General features: G+C 38.1%; 16 protein-coding genes. 6 read left to right on the forward strand and 10 right to left on the reverse strand.

Translation table 11 applies throughout. From position 1 onward, the window contains the following. Nucleotides 1-76: 76 nt before the first annotated feature. The 5 genes from I4Q58_RS14075 to I4Q58_RS14095 all read right to left on the reverse strand — a co-directional run bounded on the left by I4Q58_RS14075 (nt 77) and on the right by I4Q58_RS14095 (nt 7,996). A complete protein-coding gene (locus I4Q58_RS14075) occupies nt 77-3,331 on the reverse strand; it encodes a P-loop NTPase fold protein (RefSeq protein WP_203296544.1) in 3,255 nt (1,084 codons plus the stop codon). 20 nt (nt 3,332-3,351) lie between these two features. Then, nucleotides 3,352-4,182: an OmpA family protein gene (locus I4Q58_RS14080; RefSeq protein WP_203296545.1), complete on the reverse strand. Its 831-nt coding sequence runs from the start codon at nt 4,180-4,182 to the stop codon at nt 3,352-3,354. A 14-nt stretch (nt 4,183-4,196) separates the two neighbouring features. After that, a complete protein-coding gene (locus I4Q58_RS14085; protein ID WP_203296546.1) occupies nt 4,197-7,067 on the reverse strand; it encodes a patatin-like phospholipase family protein in 2,871 nt (956 codons plus the stop codon). 402 nt (nt 7,068-7,469) lie between these two features. Beyond that, a complete protein-coding gene (locus tag I4Q58_RS14090; protein WP_203296547.1) occupies nt 7,470-7,715 on the reverse strand; it encodes a helix-turn-helix domain-containing protein in 246 nt (81 codons plus the stop codon). A 32-nt stretch (nt 7,716-7,747) separates the two neighbouring features. Continuing rightward, nucleotides 7,748-7,996: a helix-turn-helix domain-containing protein gene (locus I4Q58_RS14095; RefSeq protein WP_203296548.1), complete on the reverse strand. Its 249-nt coding sequence runs from the start codon at nt 7,994-7,996 to the stop codon at nt 7,748-7,750. A 479-nt stretch (nt 7,997-8,475) separates the two neighbouring features. Between I4Q58_RS14095 and I4Q58_RS14100 the strand changes: the two genes are divergently transcribed. The 3 genes from I4Q58_RS14100 to I4Q58_RS14110 all read left to right on the forward strand — a co-directional run bounded on the left by I4Q58_RS14100 (nt 8,476) and on the right by I4Q58_RS14110 (nt 15,170). Continuing rightward, entirely contained in the window at nt 8,476-11,514 is a 3,039-nt protein-coding gene (locus tag I4Q58_RS14100) for a SusC/RagA family TonB-linked outer membrane protein (protein WP_203296549.1), read from the forward strand. 10 nt (nt 11,515-11,524) lie between these two features. Then, the gene (locus I4Q58_RS14105) at nt 11,525-12,925 is read left to right on the forward strand and encodes a RagB/SusD family nutrient uptake outer membrane protein (RefSeq protein ID WP_203296550.1); all 1,401 of its coding nucleotides are present in this window, start codon (nt 11,525-11,527) and stop codon (nt 12,923-12,925) included. Between the two features lie 208 nt (nt 12,926-13,133). Further along, the gene (locus tag I4Q58_RS14110; RefSeq protein WP_203296551.1) at nt 13,134-15,170 is read left to right on the forward strand and encodes a zinc-dependent metalloprotease; all 2,037 of its coding nucleotides are present in this window, start codon (nt 13,134-13,136) and stop codon (nt 15,168-15,170) included. Between the two features lie 44 nt (nt 15,171-15,214). On the opposite strand, the gene I4Q58_RS14115 is transcribed toward I4Q58_RS14110, so the two are convergent. From I4Q58_RS14115 to I4Q58_RS14135, 5 genes are all read right to left on the reverse strand, one after another. After that, nucleotides 15,215-15,475 carry a DUF6520 family protein gene (locus I4Q58_RS14115; protein WP_203296552.1) on the reverse strand — a complete coding sequence of 87 codons (261 nt, stop codon included), beginning with the start codon at nt 15,473-15,475 and terminating at the stop codon, nt 15,215-15,217. 99 nt (nt 15,476-15,574) lie between these two features. Continuing rightward, nucleotides 15,575-16,639, reverse strand: coding sequence for a hypothetical protein (locus I4Q58_RS14120; RefSeq protein WP_203296553.1), 1,065 nt, complete (start codon nt 16,637-16,639; stop codon nt 15,575-15,577). Beyond that, a complete protein-coding gene (locus tag I4Q58_RS14125; RefSeq protein WP_203296554.1) occupies nt 16,629-17,084 on the reverse strand; it encodes a MauE/DoxX family redox-associated membrane protein in 456 nt (151 codons plus the stop codon). Before I4Q58_RS14125 ends, I4Q58_RS14120 begins: the two co-directional genes overlap by 11 nt. A 100-nt stretch (nt 17,085-17,184) precedes the next feature. Next, nucleotides 17,185-18,138, reverse strand: a complete 954-nt coding sequence (locus tag I4Q58_RS14130; protein ID WP_203296555.1) for a helix-turn-helix domain-containing protein — start codon at nt 18,136-18,138, stop codon at nt 17,185-17,187. A gap of 66 nt (nt 18,139-18,204) precedes the next feature. Further along, a complete protein-coding gene (locus I4Q58_RS14135) occupies nt 18,205-18,579 on the reverse strand; it encodes a DUF7793 family protein (RefSeq protein ID WP_203296556.1) in 375 nt (124 codons plus the stop codon). Between the two features lie 192 nt (nt 18,580-18,771). Here I4Q58_RS14135 and I4Q58_RS14140 point away from each other — a divergent pair, with 192 nt between their 5' ends. From I4Q58_RS14140 to I4Q58_RS14150, 3 genes are all read left to right on the forward strand, one after another. Continuing rightward, nucleotides 18,772-21,174, forward strand: coding sequence for a bifunctional aminotransferase class I/II-fold pyridoxal phosphate-dependent enzyme/GNAT family N-acetyltransferase (locus tag I4Q58_RS14140; RefSeq protein WP_203296557.1), 2,403 nt, complete (start codon nt 18,772-18,774; stop codon nt 21,172-21,174). Nucleotides 21,175-21,199: 25 nt separating this feature from the next. Beyond that, a complete protein-coding gene (locus tag I4Q58_RS14145) occupies nt 21,200-22,039 on the forward strand; it encodes an RteC domain-containing protein (RefSeq protein ID WP_203296558.1) in 840 nt (279 codons plus the stop codon). Between the two features lie 273 nt (nt 22,040-22,312). Continuing rightward, the gene (locus I4Q58_RS14150; protein WP_203296559.1) at nt 22,313-22,597 is read left to right on the forward strand and encodes a helix-turn-helix domain-containing protein; all 285 of its coding nucleotides are present in this window, start codon (nt 22,313-22,315) and stop codon (nt 22,595-22,597) included. Nucleotides 22,598-22,599 lie beyond the last annotated feature (2 nt).

Genomic DNA, 22,599 nt, shown 5'->3' on the forward strand with positions numbered 1-22,599 from the left:
GAATGTTGTCTTGATCAACTAAGAACAGTTATCTGAGTAGCAAAAAGACTTAATTTTTATGCTATTATATAATTTATCACTCTCCATCATTATCCCAGTTATGCTTCTTGGCAAGTTCAGCTAGTATTTCATTTTCTAAATAACTATCAGATTTATACCTAGTTTCAAGTTCCGATAAAACAGATTGATAATGGTCTTTAGATTTACTAGCCACTTGTATTAATGTATTATAATTTTTTAAAAATAATGGAAAGGTTTTATCATACTTGATTAACGGAATAATAATTTTCAAGGCGCTTCCTTCTGTGTTGGATTCGAGGTTACCATATTTCAATAATGCGTCAATTAAAAACACAAGTTCATCTTCCTTTAATTCACCTCGGTCGGAGATTAGAATATCCCGCACACTATTAAAGGTTGTTTTAAGCTGTTTTTTATCCAATTTGTCAATCAATCTTTCCCAAAAGGCAAGATTCATATTGCTTATTTCATTTTTGGCTACCCCGATAAAAAAGTCACTCACCGCACTATAAAAAGCAGCCTTGAAATCAGGTGGACTATCGATTTCGATTAAGCGGCTCAAAATTTTGAAATTCCTGTCCTCATTTAGAAAGGATTGATATATGTCTTCTTTAGGTAGTGAGGCTATAAAATCTCTTGCCTTTGACTTAATCTCTCCCATAAGCTCATTATCGGATTTATCGAAATGATTAAATACCTTAATATCAATTCCACCTATTTCTGTTTTGAAATATGACAACCATCCATTCAACCTATCAACGAATTTAGATTCTCGAGATTCATTATTTTCAAATACTTTGGCAATGATTTTGGTGAAATTTTTTAGAACCCAATCTAAATTTAACCTGGAAACCCCATAACTATTTGCGGTAAGATTATTGGCTATCCCTTTTAAGCTTGCATATTTTGAGGCTTGAACGTTAGTAGTAACCAGTTTAAGAAGATCACCGAAGGAAATATACCATTCAATTCTCTCACTAATTTTGGTAATATCATTTTCTTTTAGACTTTGTAATAATGACTGAAAAGATCCATGAGCACGTGCCGTTTGAAATTCGCTAAGTGCTATACAGAGAGCATCAAAATAGATGTCATCTTTAGTCAACCTCGAAGTTGACAGTTGGGCGTAAAAATTGGATGACAACTTTAAATCTAAAGGCTTATCATATAACTCTTTAAAAATTGACAAAATATCTTTCAACTCATTAGGCTTGTTATACCCCAAATTTTCAACTTTTGCATGTAGATTTCTATAAACTTCAATGAATTCCAACTCCCTTTCTTTCTTTATAGTTTTAATGCTTTTAAGATGAGTCTTAATTCTCGTTATGCCACTTTCTCCTTCAGCATCCAAAAGATACTCTTCCAAATCACTTTCTTTACAAGAGATTTTATATTTGAGCAATTTATCCGGTATTTCAGCAGCAAACTCCAAGTATATCTTCGGCTTAAAATAATGGGCTTCAATCATTTTTAATAAATCAATGCTTTGAATGCCTTCATCATTTAAGAAGGTATCAACGGAATGAATTTCTTTATAATATTTTACTTGAGATTCATCAGAATCTCCTGGTGAAATCATCTCGACGAATTTAGCCAGCACTTTTCTGCTATTACTTGGGTCCGCATGTGATAGAATTTCTTTGTGGTTATTGTTGAACTCTTCAAATTCCGAGGACAGTGTTACTATATTTTTTGCAAAGTCATTCCAATAATAGGATATAATTTGAGTGGGAAGTGCATCCGTGAGTGCTTTAAGTATAGCTGACAAGCCATAAATTTTATGCTTTATATCCACTGCTTCATAAGCTCTACTGAAATAATTTCTAAATGCCGAGTGTTTTGAAGCCTCTTTTAGCTTTACAGACTCCCCGTTTTTAAGATTATTTTCAAACTCTCGCAGCAATAAGACTTCATTTGCTTGTTTCTTTTCCACACCAAAAGTAAGAGCTGCAATACACTCATCAAGCTCCTCCTTATTCTGAAATAAATTGTCAACCTTTTTTAAATAAGATCTAGAAGGAATAACCGAGTAGGGATCTTTAAGTATATTGTTTTTTGTAAAACTAAAAAGCGCTAAATACTTCACCTTTATTTCATCAGCCTTTATCTGATCTTCCCATTGAAGATATAACGAAACTAAGCTATTCACGTAATTGATGAGCTTTCGAGGAAGAATGACCGTTTCGCCATACAAAGTATCGAAGATCGAAATCAATTCATTTCTTTTGTCGATAGAAATTAACTCGCCAAAGGAAAATATCAGCTTTTTGTTCAGGAAGTTCTCCCAATCGGTTACTATGGGTGGCGTTACTCGAAAACTAATTGGAATGGACTTTTCTATAAATCCGATGCCAGAATTCCCATCGCCGAGGTGACTTACTAATTCCTCTCTGTTATATGGTATAATAATATAGGATTTGAAGTTGTATTTACTATCGGCAAAAAAAGTATGAATAGACGACCAAAGAGCTTTTACTTTGGAGCCATCTAATCGGTCAAGGTTATCAAAAACTATCAGTAGCTTTCCTTTCCCGCTAATACCCTTTTCAATTTCAGAAAAGTACTCCCTAAACATCAAAACTGAAGGTTCTTCTTCAATAATGTTCTCTGTTTCCGTACTTTCTATGTCGTTACCGCTAAACCAGTAGAACATCTTTCCTATAGTTTCAGTTCTTGACTCTTTGTCAACCGCCTTCACCCCTTTATTCTCATTTCTTAAGAAAATATAATCTTCTATCATTAGCCAACCTCCAATAACCAACAACACTATTGGTAAAAGATAAATTGAAACAATAGGTTTCCAATTCCCTAAACTTTTCATAATCTCATTTTCTTCTAGTGCAACCTCGTATAACCCATGTAGAATACCTATCATGATAAAAGCAAGCATTATGAATATCCAATAGCCTTTGACCTTCGGATATTTCTGAATAATCTTCTTAGAGCTATTGCCTAAAAGTTGTGCTTTCTTTTTTTTCCAATTCCTAGTATCACTCAGTAATTCCTGAGCGAATAATTCATTAATGAGTTGCTCTAAAAATGATTTTCTAGTAAGGTCTACTTGATTTCCCCAAGCATCGAAAACAAACGTATAGTATTCCTGACTCAACTGTTTCTGAATCATGCTAACTACATTGGACTTCCCGCTCCCCCAATCTCCTTCTAATCCGATAATTTTAGTATCCAATAAATCGCCTTCTATAATTTTGACAACATTCGTCGCTATTTTTTGATGAGACCCACCTGAAAAGCTGTCTTCTCCCGTGGGAATGTTAGAAATGAATTTGGGATAATTATCGTTACTCATAAAACTATTCTTTGTTTTAGTTATCCATGATTATTATTGAATACAATTACTTTTACTATGGATTTAATTTCGTAGAGCCTTTCCTTTAACTCATTGTCAAGATCGGTAAGGACTGTTTTATTAAATGCGGATTCACCCATACCTTCTGTGGAAATACGTGCTGGACTAACTCCATTGGATACAAGTGCATCGTAAACAACTGTGGCTCTTCTACTGCTTAGCCTTACATTATAAGCTTCTGGACCTATTTCTGAGGAGTATCCTAAAATCTTTATCTCCAAGTTAGAATTATTTAATAGGAATTTTGATAGTTTTTGAAGATATTCTTTAAACTCACTTTGTAGCGAACTCTTATCATATTCAAAATAAATCGTTGCAACTACAATGCCTTCAGATTCAGCATTTTCACGAATGTCCCGTAGCTGTTCCTTAACAATCTCAATCGATTTTTGCTTTTGCTCCTTAATTTGCGCTAGAAAACGTTCATTTTTAACCCTAACTTTTTGAATACTATCCAGAATTGAGTCGTTGACTGTTATTAGTTTAGCCACATTTTCATTAAGTAAAAAAAGCTCTTTTTCCTGCTTGGCAATTTTCAGTTCTTTTTGAATAATATCCCTTTTATAGGTAGGTTCAATAATTGTCTGCAACACACCCAAAAAAGCTATACCGCCTATAACTGCCCCTATAACAAGTTGAACAAACTTCATCCGTTTGAAATAGGGGCGTTGCAATTCATGTCGTTCTAAATCAATTTTTCGACGTTCAGAATTGATTTTTTGTTCCTCAGCGTAAGCTTTTCGTAACTCTGCCTCTTTTATTTGATGATCGATATCGTGGTCATTTTCCATAAATGATATTTAGTTTATTTCAACATTTTTAAATCTAAAGATTCTGTCTGCTCCCTAAAATACCACCCCTCCCCTAACCTATTTACATCAATTTCAACCAATGGATTTACATGTGCGTTAATATTTTTTACGGAATGGTGGAGTGTCTGAGAGTCATCATTTAAAACATTCACAATAAAAGGAAGGTTTACCCGATCTATTCTTATCTCCTCGACAATTTTGGTATAATTCTTTTGAAGTGCCAACTGCTTTCCTTTCACATCAAAGTTTCCATCAATATCCTTCGGTAGCTTAACCCTTTTCTCCATCGAAATCCCCATACGCTCAATTAATTTGTTTTCAACGCCACCCGATGAAAGTGCTTTACTGTCGACTTGAGCCATCTTCGCCTTCTCAACATATTTTAGTAAATACAGCTGGAAAAGATATTGATACCTCTTTTGCCCCTCACTTTTAAAATCATTCTCATGAGCTGTTATCTTTATAGGATCATTGCAATCACTACATCGAACAAGCACTTTCTTTCCAATTTTTTTATCGGAGAGAATAGAAAAGTTTATTGGTGTTAGTGTAACATAGTTTACTTGGCTAGATCCACTATCAATAACTCTTTGAAGTATATTAGAGCCTCTCCAAGGAGATTTGCTGAAAATTGATTTCCACAAAGACACAATAGAAACTACCGGCATAGCTAAAGTTCCGAGTAATGAGGTAGCGACAAATGGAACCTTTAAAAGTAAAAAAGAAACAAGTTTATTTTTCAGTAGCATACCCTTGATTCTATTAACCGAAGGCACAAAAAGGTTATTCTTTAAGTTACCCGAATAATCATTCTCCTTATCATAAAAACCAATTGACCGGATCTTATTTTCAATTCTTTGCTCAATATGATTAAGATTGTCATCCAACAGGAATGAACCTTTCCGGAACCCATCCTCTTCACTAAGGGATTTCAATGCACTGAGCCTTCCATACTCAAATGCATATTGGCGAGCAGCTAAAGAGGCAAAACCACCAAATGCTTCTAGTTCCGAGCCTGGAAGGTTTATAGTATTAAGTTCTTTATTAATAGGAAGAATTGCAGCACGAGTTGCGTTTGGGTTTTTACCATCGGTGTTGAGGGAAAAATCTATTATCAATTTGAAAACCGTTTGCGCAAAAGTATTTTTGGCCTCGTCGTCAGTAGCAATTCCTAAAATCTTATAGACTTCAGCCATATCGTCATCCCCAATCTCGCTCTTATCAATCTTTTCCTTCACATCCTCTAAGTCAGTTGGTGAAATAGCTAGGCAAGCCGATTGTTCAATACCCTTTTCATGGCAATTTTTGGCTAATTCATTCAAAAAATACGATATGGGATTTCGGGTTCCAGAAGAAATTACCTTTGCCCAAAGGTTATTATATATTTTGGCAAACGCTGATTTCAATATAGGGACAGTCATAGTATCTCCCAGCTTTGGATTTTTTTCCAAGTACTTAAAAACAGTATTTCGCAATTCAAAGTTCTCTTTGGTATCCAAAATTTTATGTTCCTCCTTTATACTCCCCTGATTAGCGAGTAAACCAATAATGCCTGAGGTGGCTCCTATCAATTTGTTAATTTCAGAGTTTGGCTTTGCCAATTCCTTATCCGATTTAATGGGAGTGAAAGAATCTACCTTAAAGGAATGGTTTGTATCCTCCCGAACGATAGGATCCACAAAAAGAATTAAACGATCCTGTTCCTCTCCAAAATTTCCAAAATCCTGAAAGGCTCCAATTCTAAATGCTTCCTTTATAGGTTCGTTATTAAACGTTCCACCATCTATATAGGGGAAATTAAAGCTTTTATAGTCTATTGGCTCACCGTTTTTTTCAGCAAAAAAGCTATTGTCATTATAGTCATTACCATACCTATTCTTCGAGTTAGTTATGGAGTTCTGTAAATCCAAAAATGGTGTTGGCCATTGGTTAAATGGAGAGCCTTTCCCATATTCGGAATCATAGCGTTTTAGAAGAACAGGTTCGAATGCTATTGGAAAGGCACCACAAGCTAATGCCGAGGCTGATATCGTTGCCCAGGACTCCTTCCCGGTAAGTGAAAAATGCGTTTCCTTATCTTGATCAGGCTGATTGGTGAATTTTAACCAACGGTTATCCGTATCCTTATTACCAAGTTTTGATTCATCGAACACAAAATCTATAACTCTAATTTCAGAATGGTTCTGTGATCCTACAGACTTTAGTACATTTTTTTCAAGTTTCGACAATCCCTCATGGTCCATTTCAATTTCTATGGGTAATAGATTGGTTAAAGAACAAGCAAAAACCACACGCGTTTTATCCAACACCTTTCGGTTTGAAATATCTATTCCATCGGATTTCATGAGGTACTTCTTTGTAAGACGCTCCAGTAATCCCCGATCTAACAATCCAAAAGAATCATGTATGTTGGCACGAAAGTCATCTTTTCCTTTATCGCCGTAAAGTTTCTTTGAGTCTACCTCTTCAACCCATATCTGATATTGTATTAGTTGCGCAACTTGTAATGCCTTAAGTGTTTCGATTCTTTCGTGATTCTTTGCGCTAGAAATATTTCCCGAAAAGTAATCATTCGCTAATTCTGCTATTAACTCGTCTTCCGAAGGGGTCTTTTCCAATAATGGCAGCATAGAGGTGTAATCTATTAGGCATTTCAATAAAATAGTTAACGAAATAGCACCGGCACTTGCGCCACTCATACCATCTACGATTATTTTATCGTAAAGAAGTTCCGACTCGTCTTCACTTTTATACTTTCCATAAAGCACTAGAAGCTTGAGGGCTTCTGTTAAAGCAGAGCCAGAAAAAGAACCTAGCGACACACCGCCGCCCATTGCCAAACAAATACGTAATGACCTCCCCATAAAATGAAGTGTTAAAAATTTAAAAATGGGGGGAGTTAATTCTTAAAAATAGAACAACCCATTGGAAAAATCAAGAAAATAGCTGAATTAAAACAATATTCAAGGAATGCACAATTGCAAAAACACATAAAATTAAAGATTGATGCTATGTATTTCAATTACTGAGATAAGTATATCTAAAAGCATATACTTTTACGTATTTACACTATTTTATATTTATTAGCATATAAATAAATTGCTAGGAGAAATTATAAAAATAGAGTTGTAAAGTAGTAAACTCAATACAGGAAGAACTTGCCTAGCCTTCAATAGTGTACATGAGATCGGACATTAATGATAGCCGAAAAATACGCTCAGAAGGAAATTGATTCACAATTGAAGCTTCTGAAAAATTAGGTCGAATTATTCAAACAAATCACTATTAAAAAAATGGGATAGTGAAATATCAATCATGTTGCAGAATTTTTGAATGGTATGAATCGTGATGCCTCTATCGTCTAAAGTATTCTCCCACATATTTAAAAGTTGTCGGTCGATAAAGTGTTCCCGAGCAAATTTTGACTGCACTGGCTCTATTTCTTCACGAAGTTCCTTAATCCTATGAGAAATTTGAGCGTTTAGTTTTCGTTCTGTTTTACTGTATTTCAATTTTATCTACTTTATTCCTAATCATAGTAGAATTAACATTGATCCCCTAACGTAAAGTCAAAATCCAATAAATCTTTCACTGGTATACCTAGTCCACAAGCCAGTTCAAAAAGTGTAGTAATCTGAATACTAACTTGTCCTTTTTCAATTTTACTAATCTGGCTATAATCTACATCGCAACGCAAGGACAATTCACGGTAACTTAACCCCTTTTGCTTTCTTTCCCTAGAAAGGTTTTTGCCAAAAGCGTTTAGCAATTCCTGTTTCTGTTGGATATTCATTTATATGGTTTTCGTGGAATATCCAAGATTTCGTTGTTTATTTAGTGGTATTTTAATACCACATTAAATAGATTTTATATATATTTGAATGATAATTATAAATTTGCGATTCTTCGTATAAATATTATTTGAAGCTATCGCTTTGATTCTCAACTGGAAAACTGGTAATTTTTTGCAACGAGATGATAAGTAGATTGGCTCACGACCCGGGCGTGGGCTCTCTTATCGTTGCTAGGTATACCAGTACCTCCAGTTGATAAGTTGAGTACCGCGCCTTTTTTCTCCCCTTATTGGCAACCGCTAACGCCAGGTACAACAACTAAACCATACATTGCTTTCCATAATGGAAAGTGCAATGGTATGCCAAGACAATTATGCGAACCAAAACCAATAGTATAATGCACTAAAAAACCTCCCAATATGGTAAAGGACATTCTGGGAGGCTATCATTAATAACTAAACTAACAACACTTAAAGATATGAAAAATACCCACACAGCACGGGGAAGGGTAATCCTATGCCTAATTCTAGGCTTCTGCATATCCCTTTCAATGCTCGGCAACACTTCTTACAAGCCCAAATCACCACATGTAAACTCGTGGCTACAGACATCGGTAGAAGGTCTTATAACCAATAGCGAGGGAGCGCCATTGCCAGGAGTACTTGTTACCATTAAAGGCACCCTAAGGGGTACGGTCTCAAGTTTAAATGGCATCTACACTTTACCTGCACAGCAAAACGATACCTTAGTTTTTTCCTCGCTTGGATTTATCACTCAAACCATACCACTAAACGGTAGGGCAACACTAGATGTCCAGATGAAAGAGGATGTTACGCAATTGGAAGCCGTAACCCTGAATGCTGGATATTATTCCGTTAGTGAACAAGAGCGCACAGGAAGTATCGCTAAGGTTGATGAAGAAACAATAGAACAGCAACCCTTAACCAACCCGCTTTCAGCTATTCAAGGACAAATGGCCGGTGTTGAAGTGGTACAATCATCGGGAGTTCCAGGATCGGGGTTCGAAATCAAGATCCGCGGACAAAATAGTATTCGTGCTACAGGCAATGATCCGCTCTATGTAATCGATGGTGTACCATATAGTGGAAGCTCCTTGGGAGATAGACAGACCTCCGGTTCCATAATTGCTGGAGGTGCCGTAAGTCCCCTAAATTTTATAAACGCGGCCGACATTCAGAGCATAGAGGTTTTAAAGGATGCCGATGCTACCGCAATTTACGGTTCCCGTGGTGCCAACGGTGTAGTATTGATAACCACCAAAAAAGGAAAATATGGTGCTACCCAATTAACTTTTTCAGGCAGTTCTGGACTCGGTGCGGTAGCTAATAGAATAGATTTACTGGAAACTCCTGAATACCTTGAAATGCGCCGAGAAGCATACCGAAATGACGGAATTGACCCTCCCCCACCGAATGCCTATGACATAAATGGAACCTGGGAGGAAGACCGGTATACCGATTGGCAAGATGAATTATTTGGAAAGACAGCGTATTTTACAAACCTTCAAACTTCCGTTACGGGCGGCAATGAAGAGCTGCGGTATCTAGTAAGTGGAAACTATCAAAAACAGACCACTGTTTTTCCTGGCAATTTTGATAATGATAAACTTTCGGTTTTGTCAAACCTTACGCATAATTCCAAGGATGATCGTTTCCATTTACAGTTTTCGGGCACCTATACATTAGACAAGAATAACCTTCTGGCGACCGATTTGGTCCGCGAAGCCATGTCATTGGCCCCAAACGCACCAGAACTCTATAATGAGGAGGGCAGCTTAAATTGGGAAAACTCCACCTGGCAAAATCCCTTACGTCAGTTGGAAAGCAAATATGAGGCAGAAGGATCAAGCCTTATCAGTAACCTTTCATTGGAATATAAGTTTTTCAAGGGCTTTAAGGGAGTAGCCAGCCTTGGATACACACAAAGTGACCTTACCGAGCTTCGAACCGTACCCTCTACGATTTTGGATCCTGCGTTCGGTTTGGGAAGTGAGGTTTCCTCTGCCATCCATAATACAGGTTCACGGAACTCATGGATTGTGGAACCGCAACTACATTATTCATTTTCGCTTGGGAAAACGGAATTCAAAACCCTTATTGGAAGTACCTTCCAAGAGCAGAACAGCGAGCGGCTTTCGCAGTATGCCAGCGATTTTACCACCAATGCTCTTATCGAGAATTTAGCGGCGGCTTCCAATCTTTTTCTACTTGCCAATACTGATACCCAGTATCGCTATCATGCCCTATTCGGACGTTTGAACATTAATCATAAAGGCAAGTACATCATAAATCTTACGGGAAGACGGGACGGTTCCAGTCGTTTTGGTCCCAATAACCGATTCTCCAACTTTGGAGCGCTCGGGGCTGCATGGTTATTTTCGGAAGAACCCTTTGCTCAAAAATCCCTACCATTTGTAAGCTTTGGAAAAATTCGTGGAAGTTATGGTACCACGGGTAATGATCAAATTGGGGATTACCAATACCTAGATACCTATGCGTTGAGTGCCACCCAATATAATTCCATAATTGGCCTTCGTCCGAGTCGTTTATACAATCCTGACTATAGCTGGGAAAAGAACAAGAAATTGGAAATAGCATTAGATGTGGGCTTTTTGGATGATAGGATCTTTTTTAGGGGAAGTCACTACCGAAACCGTTCCTCTAACCAACTTATTGGTATTCCGCTGCCTGGCACGACAGGTTTTAGCAGCATTACGGCCAATCTTGATGCCACCGTAGAGAATACCGGTTGGGAATTCACACTGAACACTAGGAATATTGAAAATACAAATTTTTCATGGAGAACCAGTTTCAATATAACCGTTCCCGATACGGAACTGTTGGAATTCCCAAACCTCGAGGGATCAACATTTGCGGAACAATTGGCAATCGGCGAATCGTTAAATATCATTAAGGTATATCAGTCACAAGGCGTTGATCCTGAAACAGGGCTTTATGAATTTACAGATTTCAATGGTGATGGCGTTATATCCGCACCCGACGACAGACAGCTAATCAAGGATCTATCTCCTTCTTATTATGGTGGGTTACAGAACACGCTATCCTATAAGAACCTGTCCTTGGATATTCTTTTCCAGTTCTCAAAACAATTGGGAAGAAGCTTTTTTGCAACTGGAGGTTTGGTTGGATCGATGCGGAACCAACCCGAAAGTGTACTGGATCGTTGGCAGGAGGTTGGGGACCAGACTTCCGTGCAACGTTTTACCTCAGGTTTAAACGGGGAAGCCCTGAATTCCTATGTTAACTATACAGAAAGCGATGCCACCATTGTCGACGCATCGTATGCACGATTGAAAAACCTATCCCTGAATTACCAAATCCCCATGGGACGAAATGAGGTTCAATGGGATGTGTTCTTGCGCGGACAGAATCTTTGGACGATTACAGACTATGATGGTTTAGATCCTGAAACAAGGTCAAGCACCTCCTTACCTCCATTGCGCATCGTCACTTTAGGAACTAAAATAACCCTATAAATACATTATTATGAAGATTTTATATATACATATGATTTCAAAAGGAAGGTTACCAATTTTGATGTTCCTTGTAGCAGCATTTATCTGTATTTCCTGCGAGGATTTTGTAGAGATTGACAACCCCGATAGTGAATTGACCGGTGACGTCGTATTTGATGACCCAACCACCGTAGAAGCTGCCATCATCGATATCTACAGCCAAATGCGCGATAATGCATTGAGCAGTGGTGGGAGCTCTGGAGTTGGCTATCTCATGGGACATTATGCTGATGAACTTACGCTTTTTACCAATGAACAGCCAGCCTTGCTTTCGTTTTATGAAAACTCATTATTGCCCTCTAATGATATCGTGCTCAATGTATGGAACAGCAGTTATAACCTGATCTATGCAGCGAATGCCATAAAAGAGGGAGTGGAAGGGTCTGATGCCCTTTCGGAAGAAGAAAGGAGTCAGTTTCTTGGGGAAGTACTTTTCATTCGGGCTTACCTCCATTTTTATCTCACCAATTTATATGGTAGCGTTCCGTATGTCCAGACTACCGATTATCTGGTAAATAGTGAAATCCCAAAGTCTAGCACTGCCGAAGTATATGAGAACGTGGTTTTGGACCTATTGGAAGCGCGAGAACTCTTACCTACCACTATCGATGCCACTAATACAAGGCCGAACAAATGGGTTGCTACTTCACTCTTGTCCCGGGCCTATCTCTATTCACAACAATGGGAGCTAGCCCGAACAATGGCGGAGGAAGTTTTAAACAGTGGTCCGTATAGTCTCAATGAGTCAGTTTCGGACGTTTTCCTAAAAAACAGCAGTGAGACCATATGGCAATTCGATGCCAGTATGCCCGGTGCCAACACTATCGATGCACTGACCTATGTTTTTGTCTCTGGCCCGCCACCTAACACTGCTCTTTCAGCCGAATTGGTGGAAAGTTTCGAGACTGGTGATGAACGCTTTGCCGATTGGGTTGGAACTGCTTCCAATGGTACCGAAACCTGGTACCACCCTTTTAAGTATAAATTAAATTCAAATACTGGTGAGACCCAGGAACTATCTATCGTCATTCGATTAGCGGAGCTATATCTGATTTCAGCTGAAGCAAATGCCCGATTGGGGAATATAGCTATTGCACAGCAACGCTTAAATACGATACGAAATAGGGCTGGCCTCTCCCTTTTTTCCGATACGGACACTACTGCTCTTTTGGATGCTATTCTACATGAAAGACGAATTGAACTGTTCACCGAACATGGCCATCGTTGGTTTGACCTAAAACGCACCGAAAGGGCAACTGAGCAACTCACCCCAATTAAGCCTAATTGGGATCCAACGGATGTAGTATTGCCCATTCCTGAAGCCGAACTATTGTTGAATCCTAATCTATTGCCTCAAAATGATGGGTACTAAAGAAAAAACAAAATTACTCCTCAGGCTTGTCCAATCCACGGGGCTAGTTTGGCCTATTCTTTGCTCCGTGGTATTTTTTTTGTTAGCCACCTGTCCCCTATGGGGGCAGGCTAACAAGAAACCGGTATCCTTATGCGATAATTTTCAGGTTGTAAATACCGAAACAGGATTAATATTAGAGTTTGACGAATCAATTCTAAAAAGACCTTTGCTTCTCTCTAAGGGCAGTTTAAACTATGAACAAGTACTTTTTACTGTAAATGACTCCCTCCTTTATATAGAGGAGACAAATAAAATAAATGATGAAGGTTCCCCGAAACTTCTTGCATACCTTCCTATCCATTTCGGAAATAATGATTTCTACTCGATAGGACTGAAAAGCTTTATTAAGAAAACTGGGTTTCTAAAAAGTCATAGTCTGAAAACATTTTCAATTTCAAATATTCATTGTAAGGGTAATGAACTTATAGTGGAAGTATCGGGAATTGAAAGTGGAGAGCAAGGTGAATTTAGTTCTGTACATTACTTAAACATATCGCTTATGCCCTCTCCGATGCCTGTCCGTCCCTTCAACTACAGAATGGGCTTTTCCTCGGAGAACGTGTATAGTGCTATAAATCATTTTCCAAAAGAAGCCACTGGAAGAACAGCTAGGTGGCGGCTGCAGAAGAAACATCCTGACAAAGAACTCTCTGAGCCCATCAAGCCTATAACTTTTTATCTTGATAAGGAAATTCCCAAGAAATATATCCCCTATGTAAAAAAAGGATTACTGGAATGGGAAAAGCCATTTGAGGCTGCTGGTTTTACCAACGCTATTCAGGTAAAGGAATTAGAGAAAGATGACCCATTCCTTCGTAACAGTATTAATACCTCACTGGTTCAATGGCAAATTGAAGACTATGAAAAGGGAAAGGAACCTAGAAGCGGCTCTACCGCGCATATTATTGTAGATCATCGCACAGGGGAAATCATCAAATCGGATATTGTACTAAAATCCTCATTTCAGGCTTTATGGGAAGAGTACTTCATGCGTTGCGCCATTTTGGATCCAAGGGCTCAAAATTTTCCATGGTCCGACTCCCTTATGGGTGAGCTTATCCAGTCACTAGTGGCGCACGAAGTAGGTCATGCCCTTGGGTTACGGGATGGTCACTATGGTGAATATGCCTATCCGTTTACAGAAATGCGAAATACACAGTGGCTAGAGAAAATGGGCCACACCCCCAGTATCATGACATATTCCAGACACCACTATCTTCCGCAACCGTCAGATTCTATTCCCGTCTCCTTGCTCATGCAAAAAGTCGGGCCCGCAGATAGCTTTATGATAGAATGGGGCTATAGGGAACTTGATCAGGATTTATCCCAGGAAGGGGAAACTAAGTGTTACAACGAAATGGACAGTATCCAGAATTCAACCCCATGGTTTCACTTCAATATAGGACAATTTGAAACCAAGGGACCACAGTATTACAACGAAGTCACCGATAATAAAGATCCTATAGCCAGTGCAGCATTGGGGTTTCAAAACATCGAAAGAACCCTTGCGCTAATTCAGCAACTTATAAGAATTAGAAAAATTCCCAAGGATATAGGAGAAAGATTATATTCAAGAACAATTGATTTTTGGTATAAACAACTGGGATACGTTTCAACGCTAATCGGGGGATATACGGTTTACTATGGTAAAGATGGAACGTCCAGCATTTCATACACCCCAATTCCTATTGCAAAACAGCAAAAGGCATTACAGTATTTGGCAAAGGAACTGCGAAGGGATAAGGATTGGATTTTACAATCTCCAGGTTATTATTCTTCGGCGCAAGACCAGGTCCTGGCAAACCAGATTGAAGTTATAGATGATTTGTTCAAGCCCATGCGCATAACGAGAATGGAAGGAATGGAACAACGTCTAAACGAATTCTTTATCGAATCGATGTACTTGAATTTTCAAAAAGAAATGTGGGATAAAATCGATACAGAAAATGAACGAGTTTTATTGCGGTGGCAGAAACTTCAGTATCAATACATCAAAAAGCTTAAAGAAATATTGAAAGCAGACGGTTTTTCTCCTTCAATTCCAACTCAAATAATTACTACAGGCTATAGTGACTACTTTAAGGGCATTGTTTCAAGATTACTTTCTGACCTAGTTGAAAAAATCCAGCAGGATTTAGATAGGAAAATGTCCTCTACTAAAAGAACCCATTTAGAATGGTGTCTTCATTTACTTTCTAAATAAAAAAGGGAGCCAAATTGGCTCCCTCCTTTCGGTTCTGTTTCACCTTAATTCTTATAAACCTCCCTTGGACAGGTGGTATCATTAGGGTGAAATTTTCCATAGGCTTGCGCCCCACGTGCATTGGTACACACAACAGTACCAGACGGTAAGCAACTTACCGACTGCATACATGGCGAAGGTGCATCCAAATAACCCAGGATGCTAGCACTTTCTACCTTTGAAGTATCAGCGGTAGTAAAGGCGCTTGTTACGGCAAAAACAATTGCCAATAACGGAATCATGAATTTTAATTTACGTGTTTTCATAATAGTATATTTAAAAAATTATGATCTACTTTTTTCTACAGGTTTTCGATCTATTTCCTGTTACTGGCCAGTAAATTTTAATTTCTTTTAGTTCAAGTATCAATCTTCAAAATGTTCTGGTTTTAATCTATAAACGGCGAGGTGACTTCCAATTAATGAGATTAGGAGATCTCCATAAACATTAAATTCACGGGGTTTTTCATCTAAAATTCCATATAGATAAAAACTAAATTCATAGGTTTCGTTCTCCCAATCGTAAACATCAACTATCGAAGCTTTCTCCAACATTTCCTTTGGCTCGTATTTACCCAATCGGTCTGATTGAATAAATAGTAAGTTTCGTGAAAGTGCCGCCCACTTATTTACCATCAATGGCGGCTTATTCATTTGTATCTCCCCATGGGAATTGATTTCTGAAAGCTCAAGCCTCGCCTTATGTATGGTATCAACTGTATGTAAACGTTTCATTAGTTTTAAATCCCTATCCATTATCATAAACTCATTTCGATAGTAATAGACATATCCCAATTTCTGATTTGCATTATCGCTGACCATTATCCCATCTACATCAAATACTCCATCTACCTGACGTTCCAAAACATTTGGATTCATATCAACCAAGAAGTTTTCATTCTTTTCCACTACTCCCAAAACAGATTCATTTGTCTTACTGCTTATAGTCCTTACATAGATAGTTTGGGTATCGATCGGCAATGCACTCGAGAAGAAAGCCTCGTCCTTCATCCAAGTATCGGCCTTCCAGTTACGTAAACTTCCCTTTAGAATAATGGGAACGGTTCCATCCATCACAAAGAAGTATGGCTTTACAACCTTGATTTGGATAAATTTGTAGGGGAGTTCCTCGTTCTCCATTTGAACCCTAATATGGGTTGTATCCTTTGATCTCAGGTTTACTCTCACAATATGCTTTGGGGCGGTAGTGTTTCCCAGATACACAAAAGGCTCGTCATATCCGGCTAGATAATAGGAATCGAATCCCAAAGGAATGTCAAATAATTTAGTGGTTGGATGGTGTGGATATCTTCTGGTAAAAGCATTATTGCGATGGATCTGGTTTTCAGAAAGTAGAAATAGTAAAATAACTGCAGCTACACTTAAACAGCCGACAACACTAAGCCTGATGTATGGTCCCTTAAACTCCATCCTTTAATTTTTTAAGGTTACCAAATGATTTTTCCAAATACAGAACACCAAATGTTGCCAGCAAAACAAAGGCTAGATTAAAAATTATATGCTCTGACCAACCAAGATCTTCCAAAACCCCACCGCAGGAACAGGGAACATAATCGCTGAAGTTTAATGTCAGCACTATATATGTTGTGAACATCAGAAGAATCGAAAAACTTGCATAATACCCGAATAGCCGCCAAGGTTTTATTAAAAGCAGTACTACAATCGCAATCTCAGATAAGGGCACAGCTAAAACGAGATAATCGGCAAAAGCTGTCAACAATGGAGATTGCCCCAATTGCACCCCGAACTGCTGAAAATCCACTAACTTACTTACGGCGGCGTATGTAAACAAAATTATAAGGAGAATCCTACTTACATATAAAACCCACGAAACAATACTACTTCTAATCATCATATCATAAGAGTTAGTTCGATATGGTAAAGATCAGCAGACTAATTTGTGTTTCTAGGATTTAAAGTTACCTAAGAAGGAATAATCCTATCCGCCAGAATCTCTAACTATTGGATCTCTTCCGATAAGTAGTGGGTGAGTAACCATACCGTTTATGAAACGCCCTTGAAAAATGGGGCAGACTCTTAAAACCAGTCATATTAGCTACCGTTTTCACGGGTAACTCCGTAAACTGCACTAACATCTTCGCTTTTCGCAGTCGTTCTTTCTTCAAAAATCGAAACACACTGGTACCATACAATTGCTTAAACCCATATTTCAACTTGAACTCATTTGTTCCCAACTGAAGCGCAAATTCTTTAAGTGTCGGGAAATCCTTCTTTAGGTTATTGCGAATATAGTCGTGCCCTTTACGAATTTTCTGGATGTCCTCATAACTCAGTTTTGGTTTGACCTTCTTTTTTCCGACATCCTTTTTGCGATATGGTACTTTGGTCAGCTTTTTGCGTAAATCCCTTTCCAGTTCAGTTTGATCACTTGAGTGCTTCACGACGGTAACAATAATCTCATCGATTTCCTTCGACTTATGACTTTTTAGTTTTGCTATATAACAAGCACTTGGAAGCCTTAATTCGCTACCTGTTACAAAAGCGAGATTAACGGCCACGCTATCGGTTTTGGAATCTAATTTTTCAAATGCCAATTGCCAGGTTTCAACGGAAGATTCCTCTAGAAGATTTTGAAAAGGGGCATCTAGAACATTTTTCAAATCCCTGTGCAATAAAGTCGAAACATTTTTATTGACTTTTCTCACTATCCCTTCGTTATTTAAAATGAAAACCATTTCAACAATATGCCTTATGGTAGTGTGCATATTTACATAGCTTTGGTGCACCAAAGCCTCCTGAATCTCCTCTGCGGTCATATTTAGAGCAACTACCAAGGCATCCAAGGTATCATTCTCCATAGACCTCTCAATTCTATAGAAAAAATTCCCCGCGCTCATTTCAATAAGCATCCGGTTAACCTTTTTTAATCGTTTTGCATTTTCGTCCATGATTATCTGAATTTGAGAATTACATGGCTTAAAATTCAATTGGAGAGTACTATAGAATTACGTATATTATATTGATTTTAGGTATGCCATTGCCTTATCCCTTTCCTTAAAAATTTTATACGGAATAGTGGGTTGGCTCGTTCGTAAATAAAATTTTGAGAATATTTTCGATACGGGATTTTCTGCAATAAAAGCAACAGCTTTTAACAGGACGGAGCCCTCTAGCGCAAGGTAGTCCCTTGCCTCCTTATTGATGTCACGTACTTTCCCTATTTCACAGAGGACCGCATAACGCTTTCCCTGCTGAATCAACAACCTATCCTCTACCACCTTTGTAGCTGCAGCTAAATTCAAACTGACATCTTTGTAGGTGACTATTAATATGTTATCGACTAACTGGTACGTTGCATAATCGTTTTCAAGAAAATCCAACATTGTCATTAGAAAACTGGTATTTAAATAAAGTTACAAAAATCTCAATATCCCAATCTATCGCCTCCACCTAAAAAGTGTCTAAATTCATGATTTGTTTGCCCACAAAGGATTAAGAATTATCTGAAAAGGATTAATAATAATTTTGATTTTCATTCCATATCATTTGCCACTAATTTTTATGTTCAATTACACTAACAGATGGCAAAGATTAAACACAACAATTTTTTGGATACCGTACACGAAGTCTTTACGGAAGCCAAAAAAGAGGGAATACTTCATCTCTATGCCGATGGAGAATCCTTTTCAGGAAGAAAGATAGGAATAGACAAGCGATTGCTTTTTCATTTTGGGACAACGGGATATTTAGGGCTAGAACAGGATGTAAGATTAAAAAAAGCCGCGATTGGGGCCATTGAGCGATACGGCACTCAATTTCCGTTATCGAAATCCTATATTTCAAACCCTCTCTATGAAGAACTTGAGGATAAGATCTCTGAAATGTATGGCAATCCTATCATCATTACCAAAAATAGCACCTTGGGCCACATCGGTGTGATTCCTACCGCTGTAAAGGATGATGATGCCATTATCTTAGACCATCAAGTTCATTGGAGTGTCCAAAATGCCGCAAAGATCCTCAAGACAAGAAGTATACCCATTGACATGGTTCGCCATAACAATCTTGATATGCTTGAAGACAAAATAAAGTACTATCGGAACGAGAGAAAGAACATATGGTATATGGCAGACGGAATATATTCTATGTACGGGGATTATGCACCAGTAAATGAGCTAATGTCGCTATGCAAAAAATATCCACAACTCCATCTTTATTTTGATGATGTACATGGCATGAGTTGGACGGGTAAAAACGGCACTGGTTATGTCCTTAGTCAGCTCAAGGAACTCCCGGAAAATGTATTATTATTCGGAACGTTGAGCAAAACCTTCGGTGCTAGCGGTTCATTTCTTGTTTGTTCAAATCCCACCCTTCATGATGAGATAAAGACATTCGGTGGTCCCTTGACTTTTTCGGCACAATTGGATCCAGCTTCCATCGGAGCTGCGATAGCATCTGCGAAAATCCATTTAGCACCAGAGATATATACGCTTCAAGAAGAACTGAAGGACAGAATTTCTTATTTCAATAGCCTTCTTTCCGCTACGGAACTTCCTGTAATTGACAACAATCCCTCGCCGGTCTTTTATATTGGGACTGGCACGCCTAAGACGGGCTATAATTTTGTAAATCGTTTGATGAAGGAAGGTTTTTACGTGAACCTTGGTCTCTTTCCTGCGGTACCGGCTAAAAACACCGGAGTACGGATAACTATTTCAAGGCATAATCAGAAAGCTGAGATCAAGGAATTGGTTGATGCCATGGAATATCACTTACCAAGGGCTTTGGAAGATACAAATACTAACATTGGAAGGGTTCGAGAAGCCTTCAATCTACCAACCACAGAAATGGATATATCTAATAAAAATGAAGGATTAGTAACTACTTGGGGAAACACAATTTCAGATATCGATGAGAAGTTCTGGAATCGCTTTATGGGTGCGGAAGGTGTATTTGACTGGGAGGGCTTGCATTTTCTAGAAAAGTCGTTTTCAAATAATCCGAGAAAGGAAGATGATTGGAATTTTCAATATCTCATTATTTCAGACAATGATGGTAATCCCGTGTTGATTAGCTTTTTCACTATCTCCATTTGGAAGGATGACATGCTCGCAAAACCAAACGTGTCCGAGCTTTTTGAAAATGAACGTTTGACTAAACCATATTCCCACACCTCCAAAGTTCTAAGTATGGGCTGCTTATTTACCGAAGGCGATCATCTCTACGTTAACCAATCACATCCAAAATCAAAATTCGCTATAGAACTGATGCTAAAACACCTTGAGGAATTAGAAGCCAAGCATCAAGCGAAAATGATAGTTTTAAGGGATTTCTCAGCCGATACGGCGCTGCAAAAGGAACTTCAACATCATGGTTATATCAGATTGAAAATGCCTGAAATTTCAATTTTAAAACTTAATAAAATAACTAAAATTGAAGAGCTAATAAGTACGCTTTCATCCCGGAATCGACGTCACGTAAGAAATGAAATCCATAAAACCGCGCCGGAAATAATGGTTACCGTTACGAATTCCCTTCAAAAGCAAGAGCTTGATATAGCATACAAGCTTTATAGAAATGTCCAAAAAAACAATCTGGGTCTTAATACATTTCCTTTTCCATTCAAGGTCTTCGAGGAGATGAACAGGCAAGACAATTGGGAGTTCATAGCAATCTATCCTAACGAAAATACGAAAAAACTATTGGGAATTATGTTTTGCTATAAGAACAAAAGTGATGTTTACGTGCCTTCATTTGTTGGCTTGGATTATCAGTATAATGAGAAATACCACATATACCGACAGCTATTGTACCATACTATCAAAAGGGCTATTGAATTATCCATGAAGAGCATCTCATTTGGGATGACAGCGTCCTTTGAAAAAAGGAAACTTGGCGCCAAAGTGCATCAACGGTTCGCCTACTTGCAGACTTCGGACAATTTTATTTTGGAGCGAATGGGAGTGCTGGAAACAAATTGAGCTAGATAAATGAAGTTTAAAATAAATGGAGTATCAGAAGTTCATATCGGAACTGGAAACCGAATTGGATCAGCTTGAGATCCGGACCGATGATATATTATTTAAAGCGGAAGCGGGAATTTCATTATCCAATAAGTACATCAAGCAACTTCGAAAAAAAGTAATTTCCAAAGGATTTGAGTCCGTTGATGCCGAAATCAAGTTCTTTAAATACACCAAACCACAGATATTGAGTAAGCTGATTTACTATGCCAAATTATTTAGTATTGAGAGTAAAAGGCCGCGAAGCAGTTCCAAATTCCAACTTAAATACCTAAACCAAAACATCAATAAGCTTCAGCAGTTCTTCCACGACAACCTAAGCTTCTACAACTACTACCGCCGGGGTGCCAGTACATTGGACGAATTATATTTCGTACGTGGCGAAACGGATATAAGAGCATTCACCGATTACATAAATATCCAAACAGATATCCAGTTTTCTACCCCTCAGGACATTACGGTAGCAATCATTATCGCCTATGATATGCTAATCGTTTATTTACAACAAGAGATCGCTAAACTTGAAAACCAATATGATTCCTCAAAAACCAAGAACATGAAACAATCCTCCAATCTCTTCTGGACGGGAAGTAAAACCGAACTAATTGAGCTAATCTATGCATTGCATAGCAGTGGAGCAATCAATAGTGGAACAGCTGATATTAAGGAAATAGCTACATTCTTTGAAAGCAACTTCAATATAGAGCTAGGCAACTACTATCATACTTTTATAGAGATAAGAGCCAGAAAATGCAGCAAAACCAAGTTCTTGGATCGGTTGACACAGGCACTCATCAAGCGGTGCAATGAACTGGATGAATAGACCCACTTGACCCCATCTCTGGAAATTAAATAATTACAATCAATCATTCAAATCGCTACAATTTGGAGCGCTAAATGAGGTTGTAAGCATATCAAACTGTAACATTCCCTTTAAAAACCAATGTGTTAAAATTTAGCCCAACATGGGTTTCTATATTGATGTAATGCCAACAAAGTGGTCCAATTTTGTAGAACGAAAGTCAAATCGGGTTAGGGGCTGTCAATCTAAAAGAAATAACCTTTGGCAGTCCCTTTCTTTTAAAATCGCTCTATTATGCCAACATCTATTATCACCACAGACGATCTCAGGGAATTCAAAATGGAATTACTTGATGATATAAAGACCTTACTTCAAAAACAATCCTCAGGGCAAATCAAGAAATACCTAAAATCCTCTGAGGTCATGGACTTATTACAAATAAGTCCTGGTACTCTTCAAAACCTAAGAATAAACGGCACCTTACCATACACCAAGGTTGGTGGTATCATCTTCTACGATGCAGAGGAAATTCAAAAGGTCATGGAATCCCATCGTGTACACCACGGCTTAAATTCCTAGAA

Origin of the sequence: Luteirhabdus pelagi (assembly GCF_016827595.1) — a bacterium.
In the GTDB taxonomy this organism is placed as follows: Bacteria; Bacteroidota; Bacteroidia; order Flavobacteriales; family Flavobacteriaceae; genus Luteirhabdus; species Luteirhabdus pelagi.